The 20,906-nt window shown below is 63.8% G+C and carries 24 protein-coding genes; 5 read left to right on the top strand and 19 right to left on the bottom strand.

Annotated elements, in window-relative coordinates; genetic code table 11:
• Nucleotides 1-7: 7 nt before the first annotated feature.
• The 7 genes from JQ631_RS05785 to JQ631_RS05755 form a co-directional block, all read right to left on the bottom strand.
• Nucleotides 8-712 carry an ABC transporter ATP-binding protein gene (locus tag JQ631_RS05785; RefSeq protein ID WP_212324715.1) on the bottom strand — a complete coding sequence of 235 codons (705 nt, stop codon included), beginning with the start codon at nucleotides 710-712 and terminating at the stop codon, nucleotides 8-10.
• Nucleotides 709-1,500, bottom strand: coding sequence for an ABC transporter ATP-binding protein (locus JQ631_RS05780; protein ID WP_212324714.1), 792 nt, complete (start codon nucleotides 1,498-1,500; stop codon nucleotides 709-711). Before JQ631_RS05780 ends, JQ631_RS05785 begins: the two co-directional genes overlap by 4 nt.
• Nucleotides 1,497-3,386, bottom strand: a complete 1,890-nt coding sequence (locus JQ631_RS05775) for an ABC transporter permease (RefSeq protein ID WP_212324713.1) — start codon at nucleotides 3,384-3,386, stop codon at nucleotides 1,497-1,499. Before JQ631_RS05775 ends, JQ631_RS05780 begins: the two co-directional genes overlap by 4 nt.
• A 150-nt stretch (nucleotides 3,387-3,536) precedes the next feature.
• Nucleotides 3,537-4,739, bottom strand: a complete 1,203-nt coding sequence (locus JQ631_RS05770; RefSeq protein ID WP_212324712.1) for an ABC transporter substrate-binding protein — start codon at nucleotides 4,737-4,739, stop codon at nucleotides 3,537-3,539.
• A gap of 78 nt (nucleotides 4,740-4,817) precedes the next feature.
• Nucleotides 4,818-5,402, bottom strand: a complete 585-nt coding sequence (locus JQ631_RS05765; protein WP_212324711.1) for an amino acid synthesis family protein — start codon at nucleotides 5,400-5,402, stop codon at nucleotides 4,818-4,820.
• A 15-nt stretch (nucleotides 5,403-5,417) separates the two neighbouring features.
• Nucleotides 5,418-6,314 (bottom strand): UPF0280 family protein, encoded by an 897-nt coding sequence (locus JQ631_RS05760; RefSeq protein ID WP_212324710.1) that lies wholly within the window; start codon nucleotides 6,312-6,314, stop codon nucleotides 5,418-5,420.
• Nucleotides 6,311-7,798, bottom strand: a complete 1,488-nt coding sequence (locus JQ631_RS05755; RefSeq protein ID WP_212324708.1) for a 6-hydroxynicotinate reductase — start codon at nucleotides 7,796-7,798, stop codon at nucleotides 6,311-6,313. Before JQ631_RS05755 ends, JQ631_RS05760 begins: the two co-directional genes overlap by 4 nt.
• A gap of 249 nt (nucleotides 7,799-8,047) precedes the next feature.
• Here JQ631_RS05755 and JQ631_RS05750 point away from each other — a divergent pair, with 249 nt between their 5' ends.
• Nucleotides 8,048-8,530, top strand: a complete 483-nt coding sequence (locus tag JQ631_RS05750) for a (2Fe-2S)-binding protein (protein WP_212324706.1) — start codon at nucleotides 8,048-8,050, stop codon at nucleotides 8,528-8,530.
• Nucleotides 8,530-12,042: a molybdopterin cofactor-binding domain-containing protein gene (locus JQ631_RS05745; RefSeq protein ID WP_212324704.1), complete on the top strand. Its 3,513-nt coding sequence runs from the start codon at nucleotides 8,530-8,532 to the stop codon at nucleotides 12,040-12,042. Before JQ631_RS05750 ends, JQ631_RS05745 begins: the two co-directional genes overlap by 1 nt.
• Before the next feature lie 13 nt (nucleotides 12,043-12,055).
• Here the strand turns inward: JQ631_RS05745 and JQ631_RS05740 are convergent, their stop codons facing one another.
• A complete protein-coding gene (locus JQ631_RS05740; RefSeq protein WP_212324702.1) occupies nucleotides 12,056-13,024 on the bottom strand; it encodes a catechol 2,3-dioxygenase in 969 nt (322 codons plus the stop codon).
• Nucleotides 13,025-13,468: 444 nt separating this feature from the next.
• Between JQ631_RS05740 and JQ631_RS05735 the strand changes: the two genes are divergently transcribed.
• Together JQ631_RS05735 and JQ631_RS05730 are read left to right on the top strand one after the other, a co-directional pair.
• Nucleotides 13,469-15,208 (top strand): ATP-binding protein, encoded by a 1,740-nt coding sequence (locus JQ631_RS05735; protein WP_212324700.1) that lies wholly within the window; start codon nucleotides 13,469-13,471, stop codon nucleotides 15,206-15,208.
• Nucleotides 15,209-15,411: 203 nt separating this feature from the next.
• Nucleotides 15,412-15,990: a peroxidase-related enzyme gene (locus tag JQ631_RS05730; RefSeq protein ID WP_212324698.1), complete on the top strand. Its 579-nt coding sequence runs from the start codon at nucleotides 15,412-15,414 to the stop codon at nucleotides 15,988-15,990.
• Nucleotides 15,991-16,125: 135 nt separating this feature from the next.
• Here JQ631_RS05730 and JQ631_RS05725 read toward each other — a convergent pair whose 3' ends face one another.
• The 10 genes from JQ631_RS05725 to JQ631_RS05680 all read right to left on the bottom strand — a co-directional run bounded on the left by JQ631_RS05725 (nucleotide 16,126) and on the right by JQ631_RS05680 (nucleotide 20,213).
• On the bottom strand, nucleotides 16,126-16,323 hold the full coding sequence (locus JQ631_RS05725; protein ID WP_212324696.1) for a hypothetical protein: 198 nt from the start codon (nucleotides 16,321-16,323) through the stop codon (nucleotides 16,126-16,128).
• Nucleotides 16,324-16,353: 30 nt separating this feature from the next.
• Nucleotides 16,354-16,680, bottom strand: a complete 327-nt coding sequence (locus JQ631_RS05720) for a hypothetical protein (protein WP_212324694.1) — start codon at nucleotides 16,678-16,680, stop codon at nucleotides 16,354-16,356.
• A gap of 110 nt (nucleotides 16,681-16,790) precedes the next feature.
• Nucleotides 16,791-16,991 carry a hypothetical protein gene (locus JQ631_RS05715; protein ID WP_212324693.1) on the bottom strand — a complete coding sequence of 67 codons (201 nt, stop codon included), beginning with the start codon at nucleotides 16,989-16,991 and terminating at the stop codon, nucleotides 16,791-16,793.
• 101 nt (nucleotides 16,992-17,092) lie between these two features.
• Nucleotides 17,093-17,368 (bottom strand): DUF6894 family protein, encoded by a 276-nt coding sequence (locus tag JQ631_RS05710; RefSeq protein WP_249160166.1) that lies wholly within the window; start codon nucleotides 17,366-17,368, stop codon nucleotides 17,093-17,095.
• Nucleotides 17,369-17,426: 58 nt separating this feature from the next.
• Entirely contained in the window at nucleotides 17,427-18,164 is a 738-nt protein-coding gene (locus JQ631_RS05705) for a Crp/Fnr family transcriptional regulator (RefSeq protein ID WP_212324691.1), read from the bottom strand.
• 115 nt (nucleotides 18,165-18,279) lie between these two features.
• Nucleotides 18,280-18,510, bottom strand: coding sequence for a DUF6894 family protein (locus JQ631_RS05700; RefSeq protein WP_212324689.1), 231 nt, complete (start codon nucleotides 18,508-18,510; stop codon nucleotides 18,280-18,282).
• A gap of 160 nt (nucleotides 18,511-18,670) precedes the next feature.
• Nucleotides 18,671-18,925: a hypothetical protein gene (locus JQ631_RS05695; RefSeq protein WP_249160165.1), complete on the bottom strand. Its 255-nt coding sequence runs from the start codon at nucleotides 18,923-18,925 to the stop codon at nucleotides 18,671-18,673.
• Nucleotides 18,889-19,092, bottom strand: coding sequence for a hypothetical protein (locus tag JQ631_RS05690; RefSeq protein ID WP_212324687.1), 204 nt, complete (start codon nucleotides 19,090-19,092; stop codon nucleotides 18,889-18,891). Before JQ631_RS05690 ends, JQ631_RS05695 begins: the two co-directional genes overlap by 37 nt.
• A gap of 138 nt (nucleotides 19,093-19,230) precedes the next feature.
• Nucleotides 19,231-19,473 carry a DUF6894 family protein gene (locus JQ631_RS05685; RefSeq protein ID WP_212324685.1) on the bottom strand — a complete coding sequence of 81 codons (243 nt, stop codon included), beginning with the start codon at nucleotides 19,471-19,473 and terminating at the stop codon, nucleotides 19,231-19,233.
• Nucleotides 19,474-19,481: 8 nt separating this feature from the next.
• Complete coding sequence (locus tag JQ631_RS05680; RefSeq protein ID WP_212328505.1) at nucleotides 19,482-20,213, bottom strand: Crp/Fnr family transcriptional regulator; 732 nt, start codon at nucleotides 20,211-20,213, stop codon at nucleotides 19,482-19,484.
• A 160-nt stretch (nucleotides 20,214-20,373) separates the two neighbouring features.
• Between JQ631_RS05680 and JQ631_RS05675 the strand changes: the two genes are divergently transcribed.
• On the top strand, nucleotides 20,374-20,577 hold the full coding sequence (locus JQ631_RS05675) for a hypothetical protein (RefSeq protein ID WP_212324683.1): 204 nt from the start codon (nucleotides 20,374-20,376) through the stop codon (nucleotides 20,575-20,577).
• A gap of 20 nt (nucleotides 20,578-20,597) precedes the next feature.
• Here the strand turns inward: JQ631_RS05675 and JQ631_RS05670 are convergent, their stop codons facing one another.
• Complete coding sequence (locus JQ631_RS05670; RefSeq protein ID WP_212324681.1) at nucleotides 20,598-20,741, bottom strand: hypothetical protein; 144 nt, start codon at nucleotides 20,739-20,741, stop codon at nucleotides 20,598-20,600.
• Nucleotides 20,742-20,906 lie beyond the last annotated feature (165 nt).

The raw sequence follows: 20,906 nt of genomic DNA, 5'->3' as shown, positions 1-20,906 counted from the left end.
CCGCCCTTCACAACGACAGATGCGCGTCGCGGATATCCGGACGCGCGTCGAGCTCGGCCATGGTGCCACCAAAGCAGATACGGCCGCGCTCGATGATATAGGCACGATCGGAAATCAACCGCGCAAAGTGCAAATTCTGTTCGGAGACGACGATGCTGACGCCCTCCTTCTTCATGGTCAGGATGGCGCCCACCATCTGCTCCACGATCTTGGGCGACAGGCCCTCCGAGGGCTCGTCGAGCAGCACCAGCGACGGATTGCCCATCAGCGTGCGCGCGATGGTGAGCATCTGCTGCTCACCGCCGCTCATGCGGCCGCCCGGACGGCCCTTCATCTCGCCGAGATTGGGAAACAATGTGAACAGCTTTTCGCGCGTCCAGTAAGGCGCATTCGGCCGCTTCGGCTGGCGGCCGACTTCCAGGTTCTCCTCCACGGTCAAATCCGTGAAGATGCGCCGCTCCTCCGGCACATAGCCGAGGCCTTCGCGCACGATCTCGTGCGTCGGTCGCGCCGAGACGTCCTTGCCCTCGAACGTGATGCGGCCGGTTCGCTGCGCCACGAGCCCGACGATGGAGCGGAAGGTCGTCGACTTGCCGGCACCGTTGCGCCCCAGCAGCGCCACCACCTCGCCCTCGCCGACTTCGAAACCGATGTCGAACAGGATGTGCGCCGGGCCGTAATGGCTGTTCAGGTCCTGCACCGTCAGCTTCATGCCGAAGCTCCCTCACGAGGCCCGGCCTCATAGAGCAGGCCCTCGCCGAGATAGATCGCCTGCACCTGCGGATTGCCGCGCACTTCGGCGGGCGAGCCTTCGGCGATCAGCGAGCCGCGATTGAGCACGATGATGCGGTCGGCATGCTCGAACACCACGTCCATGTCGTGCTCGGTGAACAACACGCCGATCGACTTCTCCTTCGCGATCTGGGCCGTGAGCCGCATCAGCTCGACGCGTTCGCGCGGTGCCATGCCGGCGGTCGGTTCGTCCATCAGCAAGAGTTTTGGTTGATTGGCGAGCGCCACGGCAAGCTCGAGGCGCTTGAGATCGCCATAAGCCAGCTCGCCGCAGGGACGGTCCGCGTAGCCGCCCATGCCGACCAATTCGAGTAGCCGGCCGGCTTCGCCACGGTCGACATTCGGCGCCGAACCCCAGAGATTGAACAGCTGCTTGCCGTGCGAGATCAGCGCGACCTGCACGTTCTCGCGCACCGTCATGGTGGCGAAGGTCGCCGTGATCTGGAAGGTGCGTCCGACGCCGAGCCGCCAGATCTCTCGCGGCTTCTTGCCGGTGGTCTCCTCGCCAAGCAGGCGGACATGACCGGTATCAGGCCGGTTCTGGCCGTTGAGCATATCGAAGCACGTGCTCTTGCCCGCACCGTTCGGGCCGATCAGCGCCAATATTTCGCCGGCGCGCAGCGAGAACGAGACGCCGCGCACGGCATGGATACCACCGTAGGATTTGGTCAGGCCTTCGACCGCGAGAAGTGGGGGTGCGACGCTCATTCGGCAGACTCGATCGGCTTGGCAAGCAGTGAGGACCCCGGCGGCAAGGACTTCCGACGCCGCTGCGCCAAAATCTCCAGCATGCCGACGATGCCCTTGGGGAAGACGACGACGATCAGCACGATGAAGCCGCCAAGCACGAGCTTTGACAGATCGGTCTGGCTGACCAACCAGATGTTCAGCGCCTTGTAGACGATGGCGCCGATCACGCCGCCCGACACCGTCTCGACGCCGCCAAGCAGCACCATGACCAGCGCATCGACCGAGAGCGAGATGCCGAGATTGTCGGGGAAGACGCTGCCCTTCAGATAGGCGAACAGCGCGCCGCCGATGCCGGCGGTGGTGCCCGCGATGACGAAGGCGGTCCACTGGATGCGCTTGGCGTTGATGCCGACCGCCTCACTGCGAAGGAGCGAGTCGCGCGTCGCACGCAGCGCGTAGCCGAACGGCGAGAACACCATGACCCGCAGCGCGATTGTGACGAGCGCGGCAACACCGAGGGCCAACCAGTAGAAATGCGATGGGCTCGCCGCCCATTTTTCCGGCCAGAGACTCAAAATACCGTTGTCGCCGCCGGTCACGCTCACCCACTGGAAAGCGATCGACCATACGATCTGCGCAAAGGCGAGCGTCAGCATCGCGAAGTAGACGCCGGAGAGTTGCACGGCAAAGAAGCCGAACACCGCTGCGCCCATGCAGCCCAGCAGCGGCCCGAGGAGCAGGCAGACGATCATCGGCAGTCCCGCCATCTTGGCGAGGAAGGCGACGCCATAGGCGCCGAGGCCAAAATAAGCCGCGTGGCCGAAGGATGCGAGTCCGCCGACCGACATCAGGAAGTGCAGACTGACGGCGAAGATGACGAAGATCGCGATCTCGGAGCAAACGGTCAGCGCGTAGTTGCCGACGAACAGCGGCAGCATCGACGCCATCACGAGGGCCGCGAGCGCTGCCAGTCGCTCGTTCGACGTCAGCGGCCGCCAGGGATTGACCGTGAGACCCGGCGTCTTGCGCGCGGCCGCCTCTGGCTTGCCGAACAGCCCCCAGGGTCGGACGATCAGCACCACCGCCATCACCAGGAAGACCAGAATGATGGAGATCTTTGGGAAGATCAGGATGCCGAAGGCGTTCAGCTCGGAGACCAGCACGGCTGCGACGAAGGCGCCGACGATGCTGCCGAGGCCGCCGATCACGACCACGACGAAGACCTCCACGATGATGCGCAGGTCCATGGCATGATGCACCGCATCGCGGGGGATCTGAAGCGCGCCACCAAGGGCAGCGAGAAAGACGCCGACCGCGAACACTGACGTGAACAGCCATTTCTGATTGACGCCGAGCGCGGCGACCATGTCGCGATCCTGCGTCGCGGCGCGCACCAGGACGCCCCAGCGTGTGCGCTGGAACAGCAGCCAGAGAACGCCGAGCACCACGGGGCCAAGCACGATCAGGAACAGGTCATAGCTCGGGATGTTCTGGCCGAAGAAATCGACTGCGCCCTTGAAGCCGGGTGCACGGCGGCCGACGAGATCATCTGGGCCCCAGATCAGCACCACGAGATCCTCGACCATCAGCGTGAGACCGAATGTGCCGAGCAGCTGGAACAGTTCGGGCGCGTGATAGATGCGCCGCAGCAGCACCATCTCGACGAGGACACCGATCAGCGCCACGGCCAGCGCCGCCAGTACGACACCGCCCCAGAAACCGAACGCACCAGAGAAGCGCTCGGTCAGCGTGAAGGCGACATAGGCGCCGATCATGTAGAAGGCGCCATGCGCGAAATTCACGATCCGCGTCACGCCAAAGATGATCGACAGGCCCGAGGCCACCAGAAACAGCGACGCTGCGCTGGCGAGACCGGTCAGAAACTGTACGACGTAAAAGGCCATCGGCGGTCCGGGTTAGAAAGTCTCAGTGGGGTCGTAGGGTGGGTTAGCCCAGCGACTCAGTTCGCCCGGCGTAACCCACCTCTTTTCGTTCTGCGGATACCGAAAGTGGTGGGTTACGCCTTCGGCTAACCCACCCTACGGCAGCTGGGCCTAATCTTTCGGACGCATCTTCTGGACTTCGGCGTCGCTGGGCAGATAGTCCGAACCCTTCTTGTAGGACGCATCCACCATCACGCCCTTGCCGTCCTTCTGCGCGGTCTTGCCGACGAAGGCGCCAAGCGTCGACTGATGGTCGATCTTGCGGAAGGTGATCTCGCCGAACGGCGACGGCATCGTGATGCCTTCGGCCGCCGCGATCATCTTGTCGGTGTCGGTCGAGCCGGCCTTGGCGATGATCGCTGCCGCCGCCTTGATGGTCTGGTAGCCGACGATCGAGCCGAGGCGCGGATAGTCGTTGTACTTGGCCTGATAGGCCTTCAGGAACTTGTCATGCTCGGGCGTCTTGATCGAGTACCAGGGATAGCCGGTCACGATCCAGCCCTCGGGCGTCTCGTCCTTGAGCGGATCGAGATATTCGGGCTCGCCGGTCAGGAACGACACGACCTCGCGCCCCTTGAACAGGCCGCGGGTGTTACCCTCGCGCACGAGCTTGACGAGATCGGGGCCGAAGGTGACGTTGAGGATGGCTTCCGGATTGGCCTGCGCCACCGCCTGCACCACCGGACCGGCGTCGATCTTGCCCTGCGGCGGCCATTGCTCGTCGACCCACTGGATGTCAGGACGCTTTTCCGACATCAGCTTCTTGAACACGGCTACCGCCGACTGGCCGTATTCGTAGTTCGGCGCGATGGTCGCCCAGCGCTTGGCCGGCAGCTTGGAGGCTGCTTCCACCAACATCGCAGCCTGCATGTAGTTGGAGGGACGCAGGCGGAAGGTGTACTTGTTGCCCTTCGCCCAGGTCACGGCGTCCGTCAGCGGCTCGGCCGCGAGGAAGAACACCTTCTTCTGGTTGGCGAAGTCGCTGACCGCGAGACCGATATTCGACAGGAACGTGCCCGTCAGCATCGCCACGCCTTCGCTGGAAACGAGCTCATTGGCCGCGGTCTGCGCGTCCGCCGGCTTGCCGCCGTCGTCCTTGGAGATGACGACGAGCTTCTTGCCATTGATGCCGCCAGCCGCATTGATCTCTTCGACCGCGAGCTGCCAACCCTTGCGATAGGGCTCGGTGAAGGACGGCAGCAGCGAGTAGCTGTTGATCTCGCCGATCTTGATGTCCTCCGCCAGGGCCGAATGGCTCATGCCGGCTGCCAGAAGCGCAAAGGCCGCGCCGACGAAATAGTTTCTTGCTCGCATCCCAACCTCCAGTTTTGAACTCTGTGTCTCGACCACGATCCTTCCGGAGAGACTGTGCCCGCCCCTCCGGACTGTCCCTTACTTCAAACCGTCTTCACCCTTGATTTCGGCAACCGTCAGTCCCCCGACGCGCGGCAGCGGGCGGCCGCTGTCGGTGATGGCGACCGCGACCATGATCTCGTTGGCGCGCGGCGCGTCGTTGATCTGCACTTCCATGCCGTCGAAATGGCTGCGCACGAAGGCCGCGTCCTTGTGACCGAGCGGAATGTCCAGCGTCGTGCCCGGACCGCTGCGCTTCTTCGACGACGGGATCAGCGCCGCACCCTTGCTCAGAACTTTTCGCACCGGCGCCCCCATCTTGGGGTGAAGGATCGCCGCCGCATGCTCCAGCTCGCCATTCTCGCCGACGGCTGCAGCCTTGCCGTAGCTGTGCGCCTTCGCGCCATCGATGCCGAGCGCGGCGACGGCGCGCTTCGACAGGAGCGCACCGAGTTCCTCACCGATCGCGATCAGCGGCGAAAGATCCTCGACATATTTTCCGGCAAAGGGATTTTCGATGACGGCGATGGCAGCGGCACGCCGTGTCGGCGGCGAAACCTGGCGGCCCATCTCCATCTGCGTCTCTTCGACGACGGTGACGATCTTGCGGATGATCGCGCTCATGTTTCGCTTCCCTGTTCAGACATCAACCACGTTCTCCAGCACAAACGGGCGCGGTCGCTGCTCTTCTATATCCTTGGTTCCGATGACAAGCATATCACCACAAAGCCGCAGTACGGCACCCTCGATCAATCCGCGATCGAATAATCGCCGTGCACACTCCGCGCCAGATTCGAGCGCGGCGGCGATCTCACTCTGCGAGATCTCACCAACCTCGCGGGTGACGAGACGCGCGCCGAGATCGCTGTCGGGCTGAAGCTCGTTTGCGGGTCGCCGGATGATGCCGGGATGCCCGGGCAGATCGACGGCATTGGCGATCACAGTCGCAGCCGCATCGGCCCGCGAAGCCGTCGCCGCCAGCACCGTCACCGCATCGGCAATGCCGAGCGAAAAACTGCGGCCATGGCGTCCGCTGGTCGCGATGCCGCGCACCGGATCATTCGTGTCGACCCTGATGGCGCGCATCACGCCGTCGCTGTCAGGCCGATCCATCAGACCGACCAGGAAATGCTCGCTCCGGCCGAGGTGGAGCGCAATGTCGCCGCCATTGTTGACGTAGACCCGGTCGAGCGTCGCAACGCTCAGGATCGCGCCGAGAATCTCCTCGGCCACGCTGCCGGCGACGGCCGCCATCGGCGTGATGAAGCAACCGGCGGCGTAAGGCGCGACAGCTGCGTGCATCCGACGCGCCACGACGCCCTTCAGCGCAGTTCGCCCCTCGGCAGCCGCCCGCAGTTCCGGCAGTTCCGCGCAGAGCTCGTCGAGCAATCCGGTGACTCGGCGCGCCGCAGCCTCATAGGCCGCGCGCACCTCGTCCGCGCACCCCTTCGCCTCAACGATCAGATCAATCGGTCCATCCTGCAAATGCAGCCGCCGGCCATCAGACAGCAATGCGATTTGCGGGAGCCGCGTCATGCCCGCCGTCCCGGGATCGGGTTCTGCCAGGGCAACTGACGGACATCATCGCCGCCCCTCACCTCGGCGAGCGGCTTGACGTAATCCATGTGCCCGCCGAGCGCGGCATAGTCGGTCAATTTCATCGTGAACTCGATCGGCGCGACCAGCGCCGGCGTCGGCACATAGCCGAACGCACCTGAAGGCATCTGGGTCACGTCCACCATGTAGGTAATACCGCCGCCCGGCCAGACATAGACCGGCGCGCCGCCGCTGGTGACGCGCGTCAGCGCGTCCTTCACCGATCGCGTCAGCCGCACCGGATTGTCGGTCACGCCCGCGCGCAACGAGCCGCCGGCGCCGGCCATGAACAGCACCGTGCACAGCGCCGGCTCGCAATTCTCCTGGATCCGCTCGACCGAGAATTTCAGATCGGCCGGCATCTCGGTCTCGACCGGTTTCAAGGCCTCATCGAGCACGTAATACGACGAATGCTCGCCGGTGGTGGAGACCATCAGCATCGACAGGCCGGGCTTGGCCTCCTTCGCGTCGAACGGTCCGAGGATGGCCAGCGGATCGGAGATATTGGTACCGCCCCACCCCGTGCCGGGATCAGCGACCTGGAAATAGCGGCCGGGCGTCGAGCGACGGCCCTTCATCTTGATTCCGGTGTCGACGATGTCGAGCAGTTTTCCCGCCTGGTGCTCCGAGAGCACACCGGTGATGTGATCGTCGACCACGACCACTTCATCGACCTTGCCATGCCATTGCTTGGCGAACATGCCGATCGTCGCCGACCCGCAGCCGACGCGCATGCGCTCTTCTTTCATGCCGTTGACGATCGGCGGCTGGCCTGCCTGCACCACCACGCTCGCGCCGCCGTCGATGGTCAGCTCCACCGCCTTGCAATTGGCGAGATCCATCAGCGTGTCGCAGGTGACGCGGCCCTCCTTCTTGGAGCCGCCGGTGAGATGATGCACGCCGCCGAGCGACAGCATCTGCGAGCCGTATTCGCTGGTGGTGACGTGGCCTACCGCCTCGCCCTGCGCGCGCACGGTCGCGGTCTCGGGGCCGAGATAGCGGTCGGTGTCGATCTTCACCTTGATACCGCAATAGGAGAAGATGCCCTCGGTGACCACGGTCACCATGTCGACGCCGTCGACCTCGGCGGAGACGATGAACGGCGCCGGCTTGTAATCCGGATAGGTGGTGCCCGCACCGATCGCGGTCACGAAGGTCGAAGGCTCATGGACGATCTTGCCGTCCCAGTCTTCGGTGCGGCCGAACGGAACGAGCTTGCCGCCATGCTCGACCGTGCGCTCCAGGATCACATGCGGATCGACGCGGACAAGCTTGCCGTCGTGGTTGGCATAGCGGTCGCAGGCGCCCGCCGCGCCCGGCTTGATGTAGCACATCACCGGACACGCATCGCAGCGGATCTTGTCGGTGGCAGCGCTCGTTGTTTCCATCACCCTGTCCAAGCCAGCAGACGCTGCGGTTATCATTCGTATACGAACGATGTTGCGCGCGGTGCCGATAGCTGTCAAGCGGCGGCGCGCGCGAAAACATGTCTCTGCCGCATAAAACCTCACTTGCCTCCCGGCCTTGTCCACAAAGCGGGCAGTTGCGCTGCACTGCGGCATGACCGCTTGCACGTTTGTGTACAAACGGTATCGTCGCGACGTAGAGATTTCGCAACCGCAAGACTTGGTAACGAATAAGGCTCGGAAACGAGTAAGGGCTTGGAAACGAGGATGACGCAGACACCGATCCGCCTCACCGTGAACGGCAGGATCCACGACGTCACGGCAGAGCGTCAGACGCCGCTGCTCTATGTGCTGCGCAATGATCTCGGACTCAACGGCCCGAAATATGGTTGCGGCTTGGGTGAATGCGGCACCTGCACAGTCCTGATCGACGGCACGGCCGCGCGCTCCTGCGTGATTCCAATCAGCGGCTGCGCCGGGCGCGACATCGTGACGCTCGAAGGGCTCGGCACGCGCGACAAGCCTGACGTTGTGCAACAGGCCTTCATCGACGAGCAGGCCGCACAGTGCGGCTACTGTCTCAATGGCATGATCATGACTACCAAGGCGCTGCTCGCGATCAACCCACAGCCGTCGGAACATGAGGCGCTCGCGGCGCTGCGCTACAATCTCTGCCGCTGCGGCACGCATGTGGAAATCCTGCGCGCCGTGATGCGCGCGTCGGGCCAGCTCGCCGAGGCCGGTGATTGATGGCCTCCCCCGTTTCGAACGGAGCAGAGCGAGGCTCGCTCGTCGTCGTCCGCACGGTGGACGAGGTCACATCCGAAACTTTTGTCCGCATCACCGCGGATGGATCTGTCACGGCCTACAACGGCCATGTCGATCTCGGCACCGGCATCCGCACGGCGCTCGGCCAGATCGTCGCCGAAGAGCTGGACGTGTCCTTTGCCCGTGTCGTCGTCGTGCTCGGCGACACCGCTATCGTGCCGAACCAGGGCCCGACGATCGCGAGCGAAACGATCCAGATCACCGCCGTGCCCCTGCGCAAGGCGGCAGCACTGGCGCGGCATTTTCTGATCGCGCGCGCGGCCGAGCGGCTGGAGCTGCCGGAGGCCGAACTGACGATCGAGGACGGTCTCGTCCGGAGCCATAATCGCAGCGTCAGCTATGGCGAATTGATCGGCGGCGAGACCATTCGTCTCGAGCTGACCGACGACGTCAGGGTCAAAGCCGTCGGCGATTACGCTATCGTCGGCCAGTCGATGCCGCGCGTGGACCTGCCTGCCAAGGCCACGGGCGAACTGACCTTCGTGCATGATATCCGCGTGCCCGGCATGCTGCACGGCCGCTTGGTGCGTCCACCCTATTCCGGCGTGGATGCCGGGCCGTTCGTCGGCACCAGCCTCATCGCGGTCGATGAATCGTCTGTCGGAGACGTTCCCGGCCTCATAGCCGTCGTGCGTATCGGAGATTTCGTCGGCGTGGTCGCCGAGCGCGAGGAGAACGCGATTCGCGCCGCGGAGCAACTCAAAGTGAGCTGGAAGCCGACGCCGGTGCTGACGGACCTTGCCGGTGTCGAGACTGCCTTGCGCGCTAATCCGTCGACGCCGCGCACGCTGATCGACAAGGGCGACGTCGATGCGGCGATCGCTGGCTCTGCGAAGCCGATGCAGCGGACTTACGTCTGGCCCTATCAGATGCACGCCTCGATCGGCCCGTCCTGTGCGGTCGCGGATTACAGGGACGGCAATATCCGGGTCTGGTCCGGCACCCAGAACCCGCACGTGCTGCGCAGCGATCTTGCGCTGCTGATCGAGCGTCCCGAGAGCGAGGTCGATGTCATCAGGCTGGAGGCTGCCGGCTGCTACGGCCGCAATTGCGCCGACGACGTCACCGCTGACGCCCTGCTGTTGTCGCGCGCGGTCGGCCGTCCCGTGCGCGTGCAGCTCACGCGCGAGCAGGAGCACGCCTGGGAGCCGAAGGGCACCGCGCAGCTCATCGACGTCAATGGTGGCCTCAACGCCGACGGCGGCATCGCCGGTTACGATCTCGCCACGCGCTATCCATCCAACGCCGCGCCGACGCTGGCGCTGCTGCTCACCGGCCGCATCTCGCCCGAGCCCGCGGTCCTCCAGATGGGCGACCGCACCGCGATTCCGCCTTACGACTACGACCACATGCGCGTCGTCGCCCACGACATGGCCCCGATCGTGCGCGCATCCTGGTTTCGCGGCGTCTCGGCCCTGCCGAACACGTTTGCGCATGAATCCTATATCGACGAGGCCGCGACCGAGGCCGGCGTCGACCCGATCGAATATCGCCTGCGCTACCTGAAAGACCAGCGCGCGGTCGATCTCGTCAATGCCGTTGCCGAGCGCGCGGGCTGGACGGCGCGGCCGGTGCGTGAGGAGAAGGACGGCGATGTCGTGCACGGACGCGGCTTTGCCTACGCGCTCTACGTCCACAGCAAGTTTCCCGGCTATGGCGCGGCATGGTCGGCGTGGGTTGCCGACGTCGCGGTGAACAAGACCACGGGCGATGTCAGCGTCACCCGCGTCGTCGCGGGACAGGACTCCGGATTGATGATCAATCCGGACGGCGTGCGCCACCAGATCCACGGCAACGTCATCCAGTCCACCAGCCGCGCGCTGATGGAAGAGGTCTCGTTCGAGCGTGGCGCAGTGGCTGCGCGGGAATGGGGCGCCTATCCGATCATCCCCTTCCCCGACGTGCCCAAGATCGACGTCTTGATGCTGCCGCGTCAGGACCAGGCACCGCTCGGCGTCGGCGAGTCCGCGTCGGTCCCGAGCGCGGCGGCGATCGCGAATGCGATCTTCGATGCCACCGGCGTGCGCTTTCGCGAGCCTCCGTTCACGCCGGAGCGCATCTTGAAGGGGTTGCATGGCGACGCGGCACCCACGCCGCAGGCCCTGCCCGCACCGGCTGCGCCAAAACCGTCCCGCATCTGGGAGAATCCCTTTGCCAGGCGCGCCGGCGTCTTCGCGACGATCGCTGCGGTCTGTAGTGCCGCGATCGGCATCGGCGCGGCACTGCTGCCCGGGCGCGCGATTGCGCCGATCACGCGGCCCGATGCTTCGGTCTATTCGACAGCGACGATCGCCCGCGGCGAGCAGCTTGCGGCCCTCGGAAATTGCGCGGAATGTCACACCAACCTCGGTGGCGTGCTCAACGCCGGCGGCCGCGCGCTGGAGACGCCGTTCGGCACGATCTATTCCACCAACATCACGCCTGACATCGAGACCGGCATCGGCGCATGGTCCTATCCCGCGTTCGAGCGCGCGATGCGCGACGGACTGCATCGCGACGGACGGCAGCTTTATCCGGCCTTCCCCTACACGCATTTTTCAAAGACCAGCGACGCCGACATGCAGGCGCTCTACGCCTACCTGATGGCCCAGCCTGCGGTGCGGACGACGGCGCCCACGAATGCGCTGGCCTTCCCGTTCAATCTCCGCCCGCTGTTGGCCGGCTGGAATGAGCTGTTCCACCAGACCAAGGAGTTCAAGCCCGATCCCGCCAGATCCGAGGTCTGGAATCGCGGCGCCTATCTGGTCGAGAGCCTCGGCCATTGCAGCGGCTGCCATTCACCGCGCAATGCGCTCGGCGCAGAGCAGCGCAATGCCTATCTCGCCGGCGGCTTTGCCGAGGGCTGGGAGGCACCGCCGCTGACCTCACTCTCGCACGCGCCGATTCCCTGGGGCGAAGACGAACTGTTCGCCTATCTGCGCACAGGCCATTCGCGCTATCACGGCGTCGCCGCCGGCCCGATGGCGCCGATCGTTCGGGATCTCAAGGCCTTGCCGGACCAGGACATCCGCGCGATGGCGATCTATCTCGGCTCGTTTAATGACGCCGCGCCAGATGCGCCGGCGCTCGCAGCAAAGCTGGAAAGCGCGACGCAAGTCACAGTCGCCTCGTCGACCGGCGCGCGGCTGTATCAGGGCGCCTGCGCCGTTTGCCACGAGGTCGGCGGGCTGCCGCTGTTCGGCAGCCGCCCCTCGCTCGCGCTCAACAGCAATCTTCACAGCGCGACGTCGGACAATCTCGTGCAGGTGATCATGCACGGCATCACCGAGCCCGCATCGAGCGATCTCGGCTACATGCCCGCGTTTGGGAATAGCATGAGCGACGTGCAGGTCGAGGAACTCGCCACCTTCCTGCGCGGGCAGTTCGCACCGGACAAGCCCGCCTGGACAGGCGTTCGCGAGACGATCGCGCGGGTGCGGGCGTCGCTACATTAAAGGAAGCGCGCGATCACGCGTGCTTCTTCACCTCCACCGGCGGCGTGCCGTGGGTGTGGAAGGATTCGATTGTCTTCAACCCCCAGGCCTGCCCCTTCTTGCGCTCTTCTTCCGTCCACACGATCGGCTTCCAGTCCGGCGCGAGGATAAGCCGGGCACCGGCATTGGCGACTTCGACGCGGTTGCCGCCGGGCTCATAGACATAGAGGAAGAAGGTCTGCTGGATCGCGTGCTTGTGCGGGCCGGTCTCGATATGGATGCCGTTCTCCAGGAAAATGTCGGCGGCGCGCAGAATTTCCTCGCGGCTGTCGAGCGCGTAGGTGACGTGGTGGAAGCGGCCGGGCGTGCCGGAATGGTCGAGCGAATAGGCGAAGTCGTAGCTCTTGTTCGACATCGTCAGCCACATCGCGGCTTCCCGGCCATCGTTGAGCACAATCTGCTCGGTGAGCCGGCAGCCGAGATAGTTCTCGAAGAACTCGCGGTTGGCCTTGATGTCGACGGCGAGGCAGTTGAGATGGTCGAGCCGGCGGACATTGACGCCACGCGCGGGAAAGCGCTGCGCCTGGTTCTTCAGCGCCGGCTTCAGCTCCGGCGGCGCCTGATACCATTCGGTCTCGTAATAGAGCTCGACGACGTGGCCGTCGGGGTCTCGACAACGGAAGGTCGGCCCCTGCCCCATGTCGCCGTCGATCCAGCCGATGTCGAAGCCCGAGCCCTTCAGCGCGGCAACCCGGCGCTCCAGCGCCTGCTGGCTTCGCGCGCGCAGCGCCATGTGTTCCATGCCTGAGGTCTTCGAAGCCGTCAGCTTGAGCGAATAGCGCTCGTAATCGTCCCAGCCGCGCAAATAGACCGACTCGCCCTTCCGCCCGCTGATGGTCATGCCCATGACGTCGACGAAGAATTTCAGGCTCTCGTCCGGCTTCGGCGTCAGCAGTTCCATGTGACCGAGATGAGCGAGATCGAAGATCGGTTCGGGCTGCATGGTGTCCTCCAACTTGGCTAACAAGGCCTGGCCTGCGATCCCTCTCAGGGGATCGCGCAATCGGGCGCGGGGCGCAATGTTTCATGCACGCGCCCTAGCGGCGTCCGCGGGTTCATTTGTACTAATGTACAAATGATTAGGTCCCGTCAACAAATCAACATACGTCTATCCGCGGCGGAGGCCGGCTCTGCGGCCCACCCTCGGTCCTATGGAAGGTTGACGGACTGCCCGAATGGTAAAATCTTCCTTAATGTGATTTGGGCCTGAAAGCCTGGAAATGCAGCACTTTCAGGCCGATTCCGCCCGCAAGTAGGCATTGGGGACAATGTTCTTAGCCGAATTGTCGCAGATTTAACAAAGTGCCCGCGCCTGGCGCTTAACCGTTTGTCCAGCGACGGCGCCGCATAGTCGGAGAAACATTTTGTCTCCTCGGGTTCAGCCATCGTGACATCTTTTGGACGCGTGATATCGGTTCGCGGATCGCTCGCCCGGGTCGGGCTTCTGGCGGAAAGCCGGATGCCGGTCTCGGAGGTTCGGGCCACGGTCGGCCGTTTCGTCAGCATTCGCTGCGCCAGCTCGGTCATCGTCGCCATGATCACCGAGGTGTCCTGCGAGAATTTGTCGAGCAGCGACAATTACATCGCGATCGCCTCGGTCGACCTGCTCGGCGAGATCCTCAATGCCGCCGACAAGGCCAAATTCCAGCGCGGCGTCACCAATTATCCGACCATCGGCGATTCCGTCGACCTGATCACCAGCCAGGAGCTACGCACCATCTACGCGCCGACTGGCTCGGACCAGATCAATGTCGGCTTCCTCCAGCAGGACCGCTCGGTCGTCGCCTATGTCGACGTCGAGGAAATGCTCTCGAAGCACTTCGCGGTGCTGGGATCGACCGGCGTCGGTAAATCCACCGGCGTATCGCTGCTGCTCAACGAGATCCTCAAGGCGCGCCCGAACCTGCGCATCTTTCTGCTCGACGTGCACAACGAATATGGCCGCTGCTTCGGCGACCGCGCGCTGGTGCTCAACCCGCGAAACCTGAAGCTGCCGTTCTGGCTGTTCAATTTCGAGGAAATCGTCGACGTGCTGTTCGGCGGCCGCGCCGGCGTGCCCGAAGAACTCGACATCCTCGCGGAAGTCATTCCGCTCGCCAAGGGTGTCTACACCCAGTACCAGAACGCCGACCGCATCGGCCTCAAGCGCATCGACCCCAAGCAGGTCGGCTATACCGTCGACACGCCGGTGCCGTACCGTCTGGTCGATCTGATGTCGCTGATCGACGAGCGCATGGGCAAGCTGGAAAACCGCTCCTCCCGCATCATCTATCACAAGCTGATCTCGCGCATCGAAGCCGTGCGCAACGACCCGCGCTACGCCTTCATGTTCGACAACGCCAATGTCGGCGGCGACACCATGGCCGAAGTGATCAGCCATCTGTTCCGCCTCCCCGCCAACGGCAAGCCGATGACGGTGATGCAGCTCGCCGGCTTCCCCGCCGAAGTCATCGATTCCGTCGTGTCGGTGCTCTGCCGCATGGCCTTCGACTTCGGCCTCTGGAGCGACGGCGTCTCGCCGCTGCTGTTCGTCTGCGAGGAGGCGCACCGCTACGCCTCCGCCGACCGCAATATCGGCTTTGGTCCGACCCGCAAGGCGGTGTCGCGCATCGCCAAGGAAGGCCGCAAATACGGCGTCTATCTCGGCCTGATCACGCAGCGACCGGCCGAGCTCGACGCCACCATCATCTCCCAGTGCAACACGCTGTTCACGATGCGTCTTGCCAACGACCGCGACCAGGCGCTGCTGCGCGCCGCGGTGTCGGATGCAGCCGCAAACCTGTTGTCCTTCGTACCCTCGCTGGGTACCCGCGAAGTGCTGGCATTCGGCGAAGGTGTCGCGCTGCCGACGCGGCTGCGCTTCAAGGAGGTGCCGCCGCACCAATTGCCGCGCGGCGAAGCCACCATCTCGAGCGTGCCCTCGGTCACCGCCGGTCACGACATGCATTTCGTCGGTGCCGTGCTCGAGCGCTGGCGCGGCGCCACCTCGCAGCGCGACGTGCCGAACGACCCGGTGTTCTCAGCGCCGCCGGCCAAGACGCTCGCGCCCGCCGAGGCGCCGATGTTGCAGCCCTCGATGGGCCTCGATCCCGATCGCTTCTCGCTGCTGAAGAAGCCGCTGCGGTAGGGCCGCGCTCGCGCCTCAAGCACACTGTCATGCTCCGCGGAAGCGGGGCATCCAGTACGCCGCGGCCTCTCGATTCAATCAATTCCGTCTCTGGAATGCTGGATCGCCCGATTGAGTCGGGCGATGACAGCGCGCGTGGAGCACATTGAGGCGGCTTCCCGCATGGACTATGGTTTCCCGGCCCCAAGCCGGAATCCATACCCATGACAAAGCCCGCCCAACGCTTCGCCGCACCCGCCATCGACAGCCTGCCCGACGACATCCGCACGCGCCTGCTTGCCGTGCAGGAGAAGAGTGGCTTCGTGCCCAACGTGTTCCTGACGCTGGCCTACCGGCCCGACGAGTTCCGCGCCTTCTTCGCCTATCACGACGCGCTGATGGAGAAGGACGGCGGGCTCACCAAGGCTGAGCGCGAGATGATCGTGGTGGCGACCTCGGCGGCCAACCAGTGCCAGTATTGCGTGATCGCCCATGGCGCGATCCTGCGCATCCGTGCCAAGAACCCGCTGATCGCCGACCAGATCGCGACCAACTATCGCAAGGCCGACATCACGCTGCGCGAGAGAGCGATGCTCGATTTCGCGATGAAAATCTCGACTGACGCACAGCGCAGCTCGGAAGAGGATTTCGCAGCCCTCGCTCCCCACGGTTTCAGCGACGACGACATCTGGGACATCGCAGCGATCTCGGCCTTCTTCGGATTGTCGAACCGGCTGGCGAATTTCACCGGCATGCGGCCGAACGACGAGTTCTATCTGATGGGCCGGCTGCCGAAAAAATGACGGAGCTCGACTTGAGCGAAGTCGTGCTGCACCTCGGCGCCTGACGGCCGCTGTCAAAATCTTCCGCGCTTATTGGTCTGAAGCGCTGACAATTGCAGCGAAAGATGTCACTGTTGTCTCAGCCTCAGTCAGCGCTCAGGACGTGTGCCCGTCGAAGTCGCCTTCGGTAGGCGTCTTCTTGGCGCGCTGAGGGGTCATCCTGGCCGGATCCGGTTGGCCCGGAACGCCGCGCGGACCAAGCTGCGCGCGCTGGAGATCGTCTTCGGAGAACGTCGGCTCGACCCCATTGGGCTCGGTCCGTCGCGTGGCGTGAATGTCGTCTTCTCTGCTCATGCTGTGCTCCTGTCGCCTGTGGGAGCCGCCTCACTTCGACGGCTTTGCAATCAGGCGTCCGACGTGAATTTCATGGGTCGCGCAGTCAGCGTCCCCGTAAAGGCTCTCGCTCGCCCGCCGGGTCCATTCTTCGGCCTGTTGAAGCCAGTGCCGGCGCCGGGCCGGCTCGTGCGCCGCCTGTTCGAGGCATGCCTGAGCCTTCCTCAAATACTCGTCGCGCTGCTTGTCGGATCCGGGTTTTCGCATGGCCTCACTCCATCGCGGCGCTGCGAGAGCCTGTCCATGATCAATCAAGACCCGGCGCCGGCGTTCCCAATTTGGCGCGGGAGCCAGCGGGTTCCGCAGCTCGCGCGACACGCGCGAGTTCCTGAGCCTCCACAAAGAGCGGCCTTCGCTCAAGGGGTTCGAGCGAAGGCCTAAGTGAGGGAGAGGAACGAGTCGCCAATGTTGGCGTAACGGCGTCGTTCCTAAGTCGGGGGCTGCAGCCCGGGCGATGACGCCCAATCGTCCAGATGCGCCGTGGTGTCGGCGTTGCGTGCTCGCTTGAGAAGTTGCTCTCGCTCGATGCCAGCCGGCAGCGCCTCGGCGCGCTCGCGCATCTCGATGGCAAATCTCGCCAGTGTTTCCTGGAGTGTCTCGGTCTGCTTGAAACCACGCCTGTGTTTCATGTCGCGCCCCGTCCAGTCCGGATCGAGGGCCGATGCTACGACCGAAACGCGAACCCTTCGCCAACATAGGTTATGACAACATGCGGATTGGACGACGACGATCAGCCGAGACTTGCGCGTATCGATATCTGGAAAACGCGCGCACCGTCTTCGGTCTGCACTTCCAGCCGCCAGTCGTCCTCCGGCTGCAGATCTCCATCGAGATCGCGCAGGCTGTCGCCGGCGTATCGGGTCGCCATTTCCCATGCCGCGCGTCGATCCGGAAGTTCCTGACCAAGATCGTCGCGGTCGTTGAATCGATTGCCGTTACAGACGTTGAAGTAGAACCTGGGCATCGCCAATCCCCGTCTGGGACTCTGGCGGGTAAAGTAACCCATGTTAATTTCGTTCCTATCGACAGTCCGTTTGCGGCATCGCAACGCCTGGCGAAGCCGATCACTCATTGGCGTCGAGTTGCGCGCCCTCGTGTTCCATGTGGAGATAGTTCGGGTTGAATAGCCCGACATCCATCAGCCGCTCCAAACTCGGCACCGTCAGCGTCTTGCCCCTCAGGATGATCAGCCTCGCTGCTCGAAGCTCCTGCAAGGTGCGGTTGACATGGACCTTGGAAAGGCCCGTCGCATCCGCCAGATCGGCCTGGGTCAGCGGGAAGTCGCAACTGGTCCCTTCCGTCAGGCCGGCAAGGCGCAAGCGGAAGAATATCTCGCACAGCAGATGCGCCATCCGCTCGGACGCCGTGCGCTGTCCGAGATTCATGGTCCATTCGCGCTGGATCGCGGAGTTGACCAGCGTCTCCCACCACAGAGCAGTGGCGATGCGCGGATAGCCTGTACTGATCTCGTCGAAGAATTCTCGCGAAAGATCGGCGATCGTGACGTCGGTGATGGTGCCGATCGAGTGGTCCATCTCCTTGAGAATGAAGACATTGAGATCGCACATGTCGCCGGGGAGGAAAAACGACACGATCTGGCGCCGACCGTCCTCGATCTGCTTGTAGCGGCAGGCCCATCCCGACAGGATCAGGTGCACGTCGCGCGGCTGATCGCCCTCTCGGGTAATGTCGACGCGCGCCGCAAATTTCCGCACGCGCTCGGTCGAGGCGCGCTGAAGGATGGCCCGATCGTCGGGCGATAAACGCACGAAATGTTCGAGTTTTCGGATCAATGGGTTCACGGGATTGTCTCCGTGCGATAAGCCGGGTCCGAGCCGATCTCATCAATAACTTATGTTATTTTTCCGGACCGCCAAACCCGGGCTAACGAACTTTTCCCGAGAGCCGCAAGGCAGGCTAACCGCCGTCCCCCTTCTCCCGGTCAATGGCAACGCGACAAACCACGTTCCCGTTTTCTGCCCTGACCGAAATTTGATAGCCCTGCCCGATCAATTCCGGCCGGGTGTCCCGCACGTCTTGCGCGAGGTCCTCCGCGATCCTTCTCGCCTGATCATCATGATCGAGAATTGCGCCGCCCGCATTGGTGACGCGATCGGTATCGACCAGATCGAAATGATATCGGCGCATCGATTTGGTCCCCGCATGCGGACGGTCCCGGCGCTTACACATGCGGACCGAGACCGCCGCTGAAGCGCGACCAGCCAGCCGGGTATGAAGGCCGATCGCATATGATCGACGCGACCGTGATGTTGACGTTCCTAAATTTCGTGGGCCTCAGCCCGGACGGCTACCCGCCAGCAAAGCCGCGTATGTTCGGCCGCAATTCGATTGTCACAACGGCATGGCTCGCGGGCGCATGCGCGAGCTCCAGCCATTTTATTGCTTCGTCGACCCAGAAATCGTGATTGAGAGGATCGGCCATGGCCTGCGCACGGCAGGCGGCGGCTTGCATCAGGCATGCCGCCTTGCGGTTCATGCTGTTTTCCCGGCTGTCCACTTGCCGGTTCACTTCGGCATAGGCTGGCCGGGCGATGCCAGCCATCCGTTGATCCGCCGAGCCATCTCCGCCTGGCGCGCCCGCTGCAGCATGCCGTCGCGTTCATGACCTTGTGGAAGATTCACTGCGGCCTGACGGGCATCGCTCGCCGCCTGCTGCAATCGATCGTCGAACGAAACTGTCTGCTTACGGCGGTTACGCTTCTTCGTCATGAGGACCTCCGTGGTCATCTCCACGGTGCGCCTCGGTGACTGAGGTGTCGCTAACCTGGGTTACAGCGACCGTGCATATAAGTTTGCATGCCGGAGGAACAATGGCGCCTGCTCCGCGTATCGCGCCAACGCGTTGAACTACCCGTCCGACAGTTCTTCGACCTCGAGGGTGATCGAGATCTTCAGGCACGGCGCATGCTCATCCTCGCGCACATCCACGACGACATGATCGGCGCTGCCAGCGACGAACGCCTCACGCGCGATGGACGCACCGGTCAGCATCGCTTCCTTGCGTGCGACGTCCACATTCGCAAAATTCTGTCCATCCTCGTCCGGGGTGAGACGGCTGTCCTCGTGGATGTCGAAGTGAAATAGCGGCATCGGGCGCCTCAAAGGGTTGGCGACTGATGGAGGTAACGGCCGTCGAAATCCGCTAGTTCCTGAAATTTCCGCTCGTCGAGCACGGTGACGCGGCCGCGATTGAGTTCGACGATGCCCTCCTGGCGCAGTTGCCTGATCACCCGGTTGGCGTGCACCGCCGTAATCCCCAGGGCTTCGCCGATCTGCTCCTGCGTCAGCGGCATCTCGAAGCTATTGCCGTCCAGCCGCCCGATCAGCCTGAGGCGTTCACGCAGCTCGATCATGACATGGGCGAGCCGCGCCGGCGCGGGACGCTGGCCGACATTGACGATCCATTCGCGAAACATGGCAGCGTCGATCAGCGTGTCACGCCAGAACATCTCGGCGACGGTGGGGCTGCGGCGATGCAGCTTTTGCAGCGTCTCGTGACTGATGAAGCCGAGCGTTGCCGGCGTCAGCGTCGACAGATCATGGTCCATCACGTGAAGAAACAAGCTCATCAGGTCCGGAATCTCGCCAGGGATGTGGAGCGACAGGATCTGCCGTTTGCCGCTCGCGATCGTCTTGGATCGCGCGCAGAATCCGTCCGCGATCAGGCAGCAGTCTGTCGCGCGCTCGCCATCGCGCACCACCGCCGTCTCTGCGGGGTACTGCCGCACCGAGATCGGCAGGGCTTCAATCTCCTTGATGTCCTCATCCGCGATCGCGGACGAGATGCGCAAGCGCTTGATGAGCGCCGCGCGGATCGCATCGCTGGGCACTTTGCTGAAACTCCGGTCGCGTGAATTGGAACCTTGTTTGCAATTCAAGGCGCCGTGGCGCCGTCGGATAAAAACCCGCGATCGCCTCGCCCGGTTCCAACAAAAGTTAAGGACGCCACTTGCCTGCACATGGTGTGCTCGACCCTCGAAAGGGCAAACCATGACCAAGAAGCGCAACCGTACGCGTCCCGCCCTGTCACTCCAGGAGCGCCTGAACAAGTTCACGGAGGATGCTCGCGCCGCGGCCAAGGACCTACCGGCCGGCGCCGAGCGTCACGCGCTCTTGCAGAAGGTGCGTGACGCTGAAGCCGCCGTCGACATGGAGCGATTGCTGTCCTCGCCGGACCAGAAAAATCCGAAATGATCGCCGATTCCGCTGCGCTGCTAGTGATTGACCATCAGCGGAAGTGCGGGCGCAAAGCGCTCTGCAAACGTCAGTGTCCTCGCCTGATGAACCGCGGCGAACGAGGCCGAGATTCCTGCTGAAGCGACCGCGAGCAAGGCAATTGCGAAAACCATACGGCGCATGTGAGCCTCCTGTTTGAGCTCGACTGCGGCCATTAGGTGGGGCGCTCTGTTTCAGGACGGTTTCGTCGGCGCGCAAAATGATTTCGCTCAAGCGCCTGTGATCGGATTCGCCTCGCCGGACCGCATCCCATCACCAACTCATAAGAGTGGTCGTAGTCTTGCAGC

The sequence above is a fragment of the Bradyrhizobium manausense genome (genome assembly GCF_018131105.1).
GTDB lineage: Bacteria > Pseudomonadota > Alphaproteobacteria > Rhizobiales > Xanthobacteraceae > Bradyrhizobium > Bradyrhizobium manausense_B.
The sequence above is the reverse complement of the archived record's forward strand: the minus strand, read 5'-3'. Positions and strand labels throughout refer to the sequence as shown.

What these genes read in the sequence shown, in the direction of transcription:
- JQ631_RS05770 (WP_212324712.1), bottom strand. Translation starts at nt 4,739, where the DNA reads ATGCGAGCAAGAAACTATTTCGTCGGCGCGGCCTTTGCGCTTCTGGCA.
- JQ631_RS05730 (WP_212324698.1), top strand. Translation starts at nt 15,412, where the DNA reads ATGACAAAGCCCGCCCAACGCTTCGCCGCACCCGCCATCGACAGCCTG.
- JQ631_RS05725 (WP_212324696.1), bottom strand. Translation starts at nt 16,323, where the DNA reads ATGAGCAGAGAAGACGACATTCACGCCACGCGACGGACCGAGCCCAAT.
- JQ631_RS05785 (WP_212324715.1), bottom strand. Translation starts at nt 712, where the DNA reads ATGAAGCTGACGGTGCAGGACCTGAACAGCCATTACGGCCCGGCGCAC.
- JQ631_RS05710 (WP_249160166.1), bottom strand. Translation starts at nt 17,368, where the DNA reads ATGGGTTACTTTACCCGCCAGAGTCCCAGACGGGGATTGGCGATGCCC.
- JQ631_RS05745 (WP_212324704.1), top strand. Translation starts at nt 8,530, where the DNA reads ATGGCCTCCCCCGTTTCGAACGGAGCAGAGCGAGGCTCGCTCGTCGTC.
- JQ631_RS05740 (WP_212324702.1), bottom strand. Translation starts at nt 13,024, where the DNA reads ATGCAGCCCGAACCGATCTTCGATCTCGCTCATCTCGGTCACATGGAA.
- JQ631_RS05700 (WP_212324689.1), bottom strand. Translation starts at nt 18,510, where the DNA reads ATGCGCCGATATCATTTCGATCTGGTCGATACCGATCGCGTCACCAAT.
- JQ631_RS05750 (WP_212324706.1), top strand. Translation starts at nt 8,048, where the DNA reads ATGACGCAGACACCGATCCGCCTCACCGTGAACGGCAGGATCCACGAC.
- JQ631_RS05760 (WP_212324710.1), bottom strand. Translation starts at nt 6,314, where the DNA reads ATGACGCGGCTCCCGCAAATCGCATTGCTGTCTGATGGCCGGCGGCTG.
- JQ631_RS05695 (WP_249160165.1), bottom strand. Translation starts at nt 18,925, where the DNA reads ATGGCTGGCATCGCCCGGCCAGCCTATGCCGAAGTGAACCGGCAAGTG.
- JQ631_RS05765 (WP_212324711.1), bottom strand. Translation starts at nt 5,402, where the DNA reads ATGAGCGCGATCATCCGCAAGATCGTCACCGTCGTCGAAGAGACGCAG.
- JQ631_RS05780 (WP_212324714.1), bottom strand. Translation starts at nt 1,500, where the DNA reads ATGAGCGTCGCACCCCCACTTCTCGCGGTCGAAGGCCTGACCAAATCC.
- JQ631_RS05775 (WP_212324713.1), bottom strand. Translation starts at nt 3,386, where the DNA reads ATGGCCTTTTACGTCGTACAGTTTCTGACCGGTCTCGCCAGCGCAGCG.
- JQ631_RS05690 (WP_212324687.1), bottom strand. Translation starts at nt 19,092, where the DNA reads ATGACGAAGAAGCGTAACCGCCGTAAGCAGACAGTTTCGTTCGACGAT.
- JQ631_RS05715 (WP_212324693.1), bottom strand. Translation starts at nt 16,991, where the DNA reads ATGAAACACAGGCGTGGTTTCAAGCAGACCGAGACACTCCAGGAAACA.
- JQ631_RS05685 (WP_212324685.1), bottom strand. Translation starts at nt 19,473, where the DNA reads ATGCCGCTATTTCACTTCGACATCCACGAGGACAGCCGTCTCACCCCG.
- JQ631_RS05670 (WP_212324681.1), bottom strand. Translation starts at nt 20,741, where the DNA reads ATGCGCCGTATGGTTTTCGCAATTGCCTTGCTCGCGGTCGCTTCAGCA.
- JQ631_RS05675 (WP_212324683.1), top strand. Translation starts at nt 20,374, where the DNA reads ATGACCAAGAAGCGCAACCGTACGCGTCCCGCCCTGTCACTCCAGGAG.
- JQ631_RS05755 (WP_212324708.1), bottom strand. Translation starts at nt 7,798, where the DNA reads ATGATAACCGCAGCGTCTGCTGGCTTGGACAGGGTGATGGAAACAACG.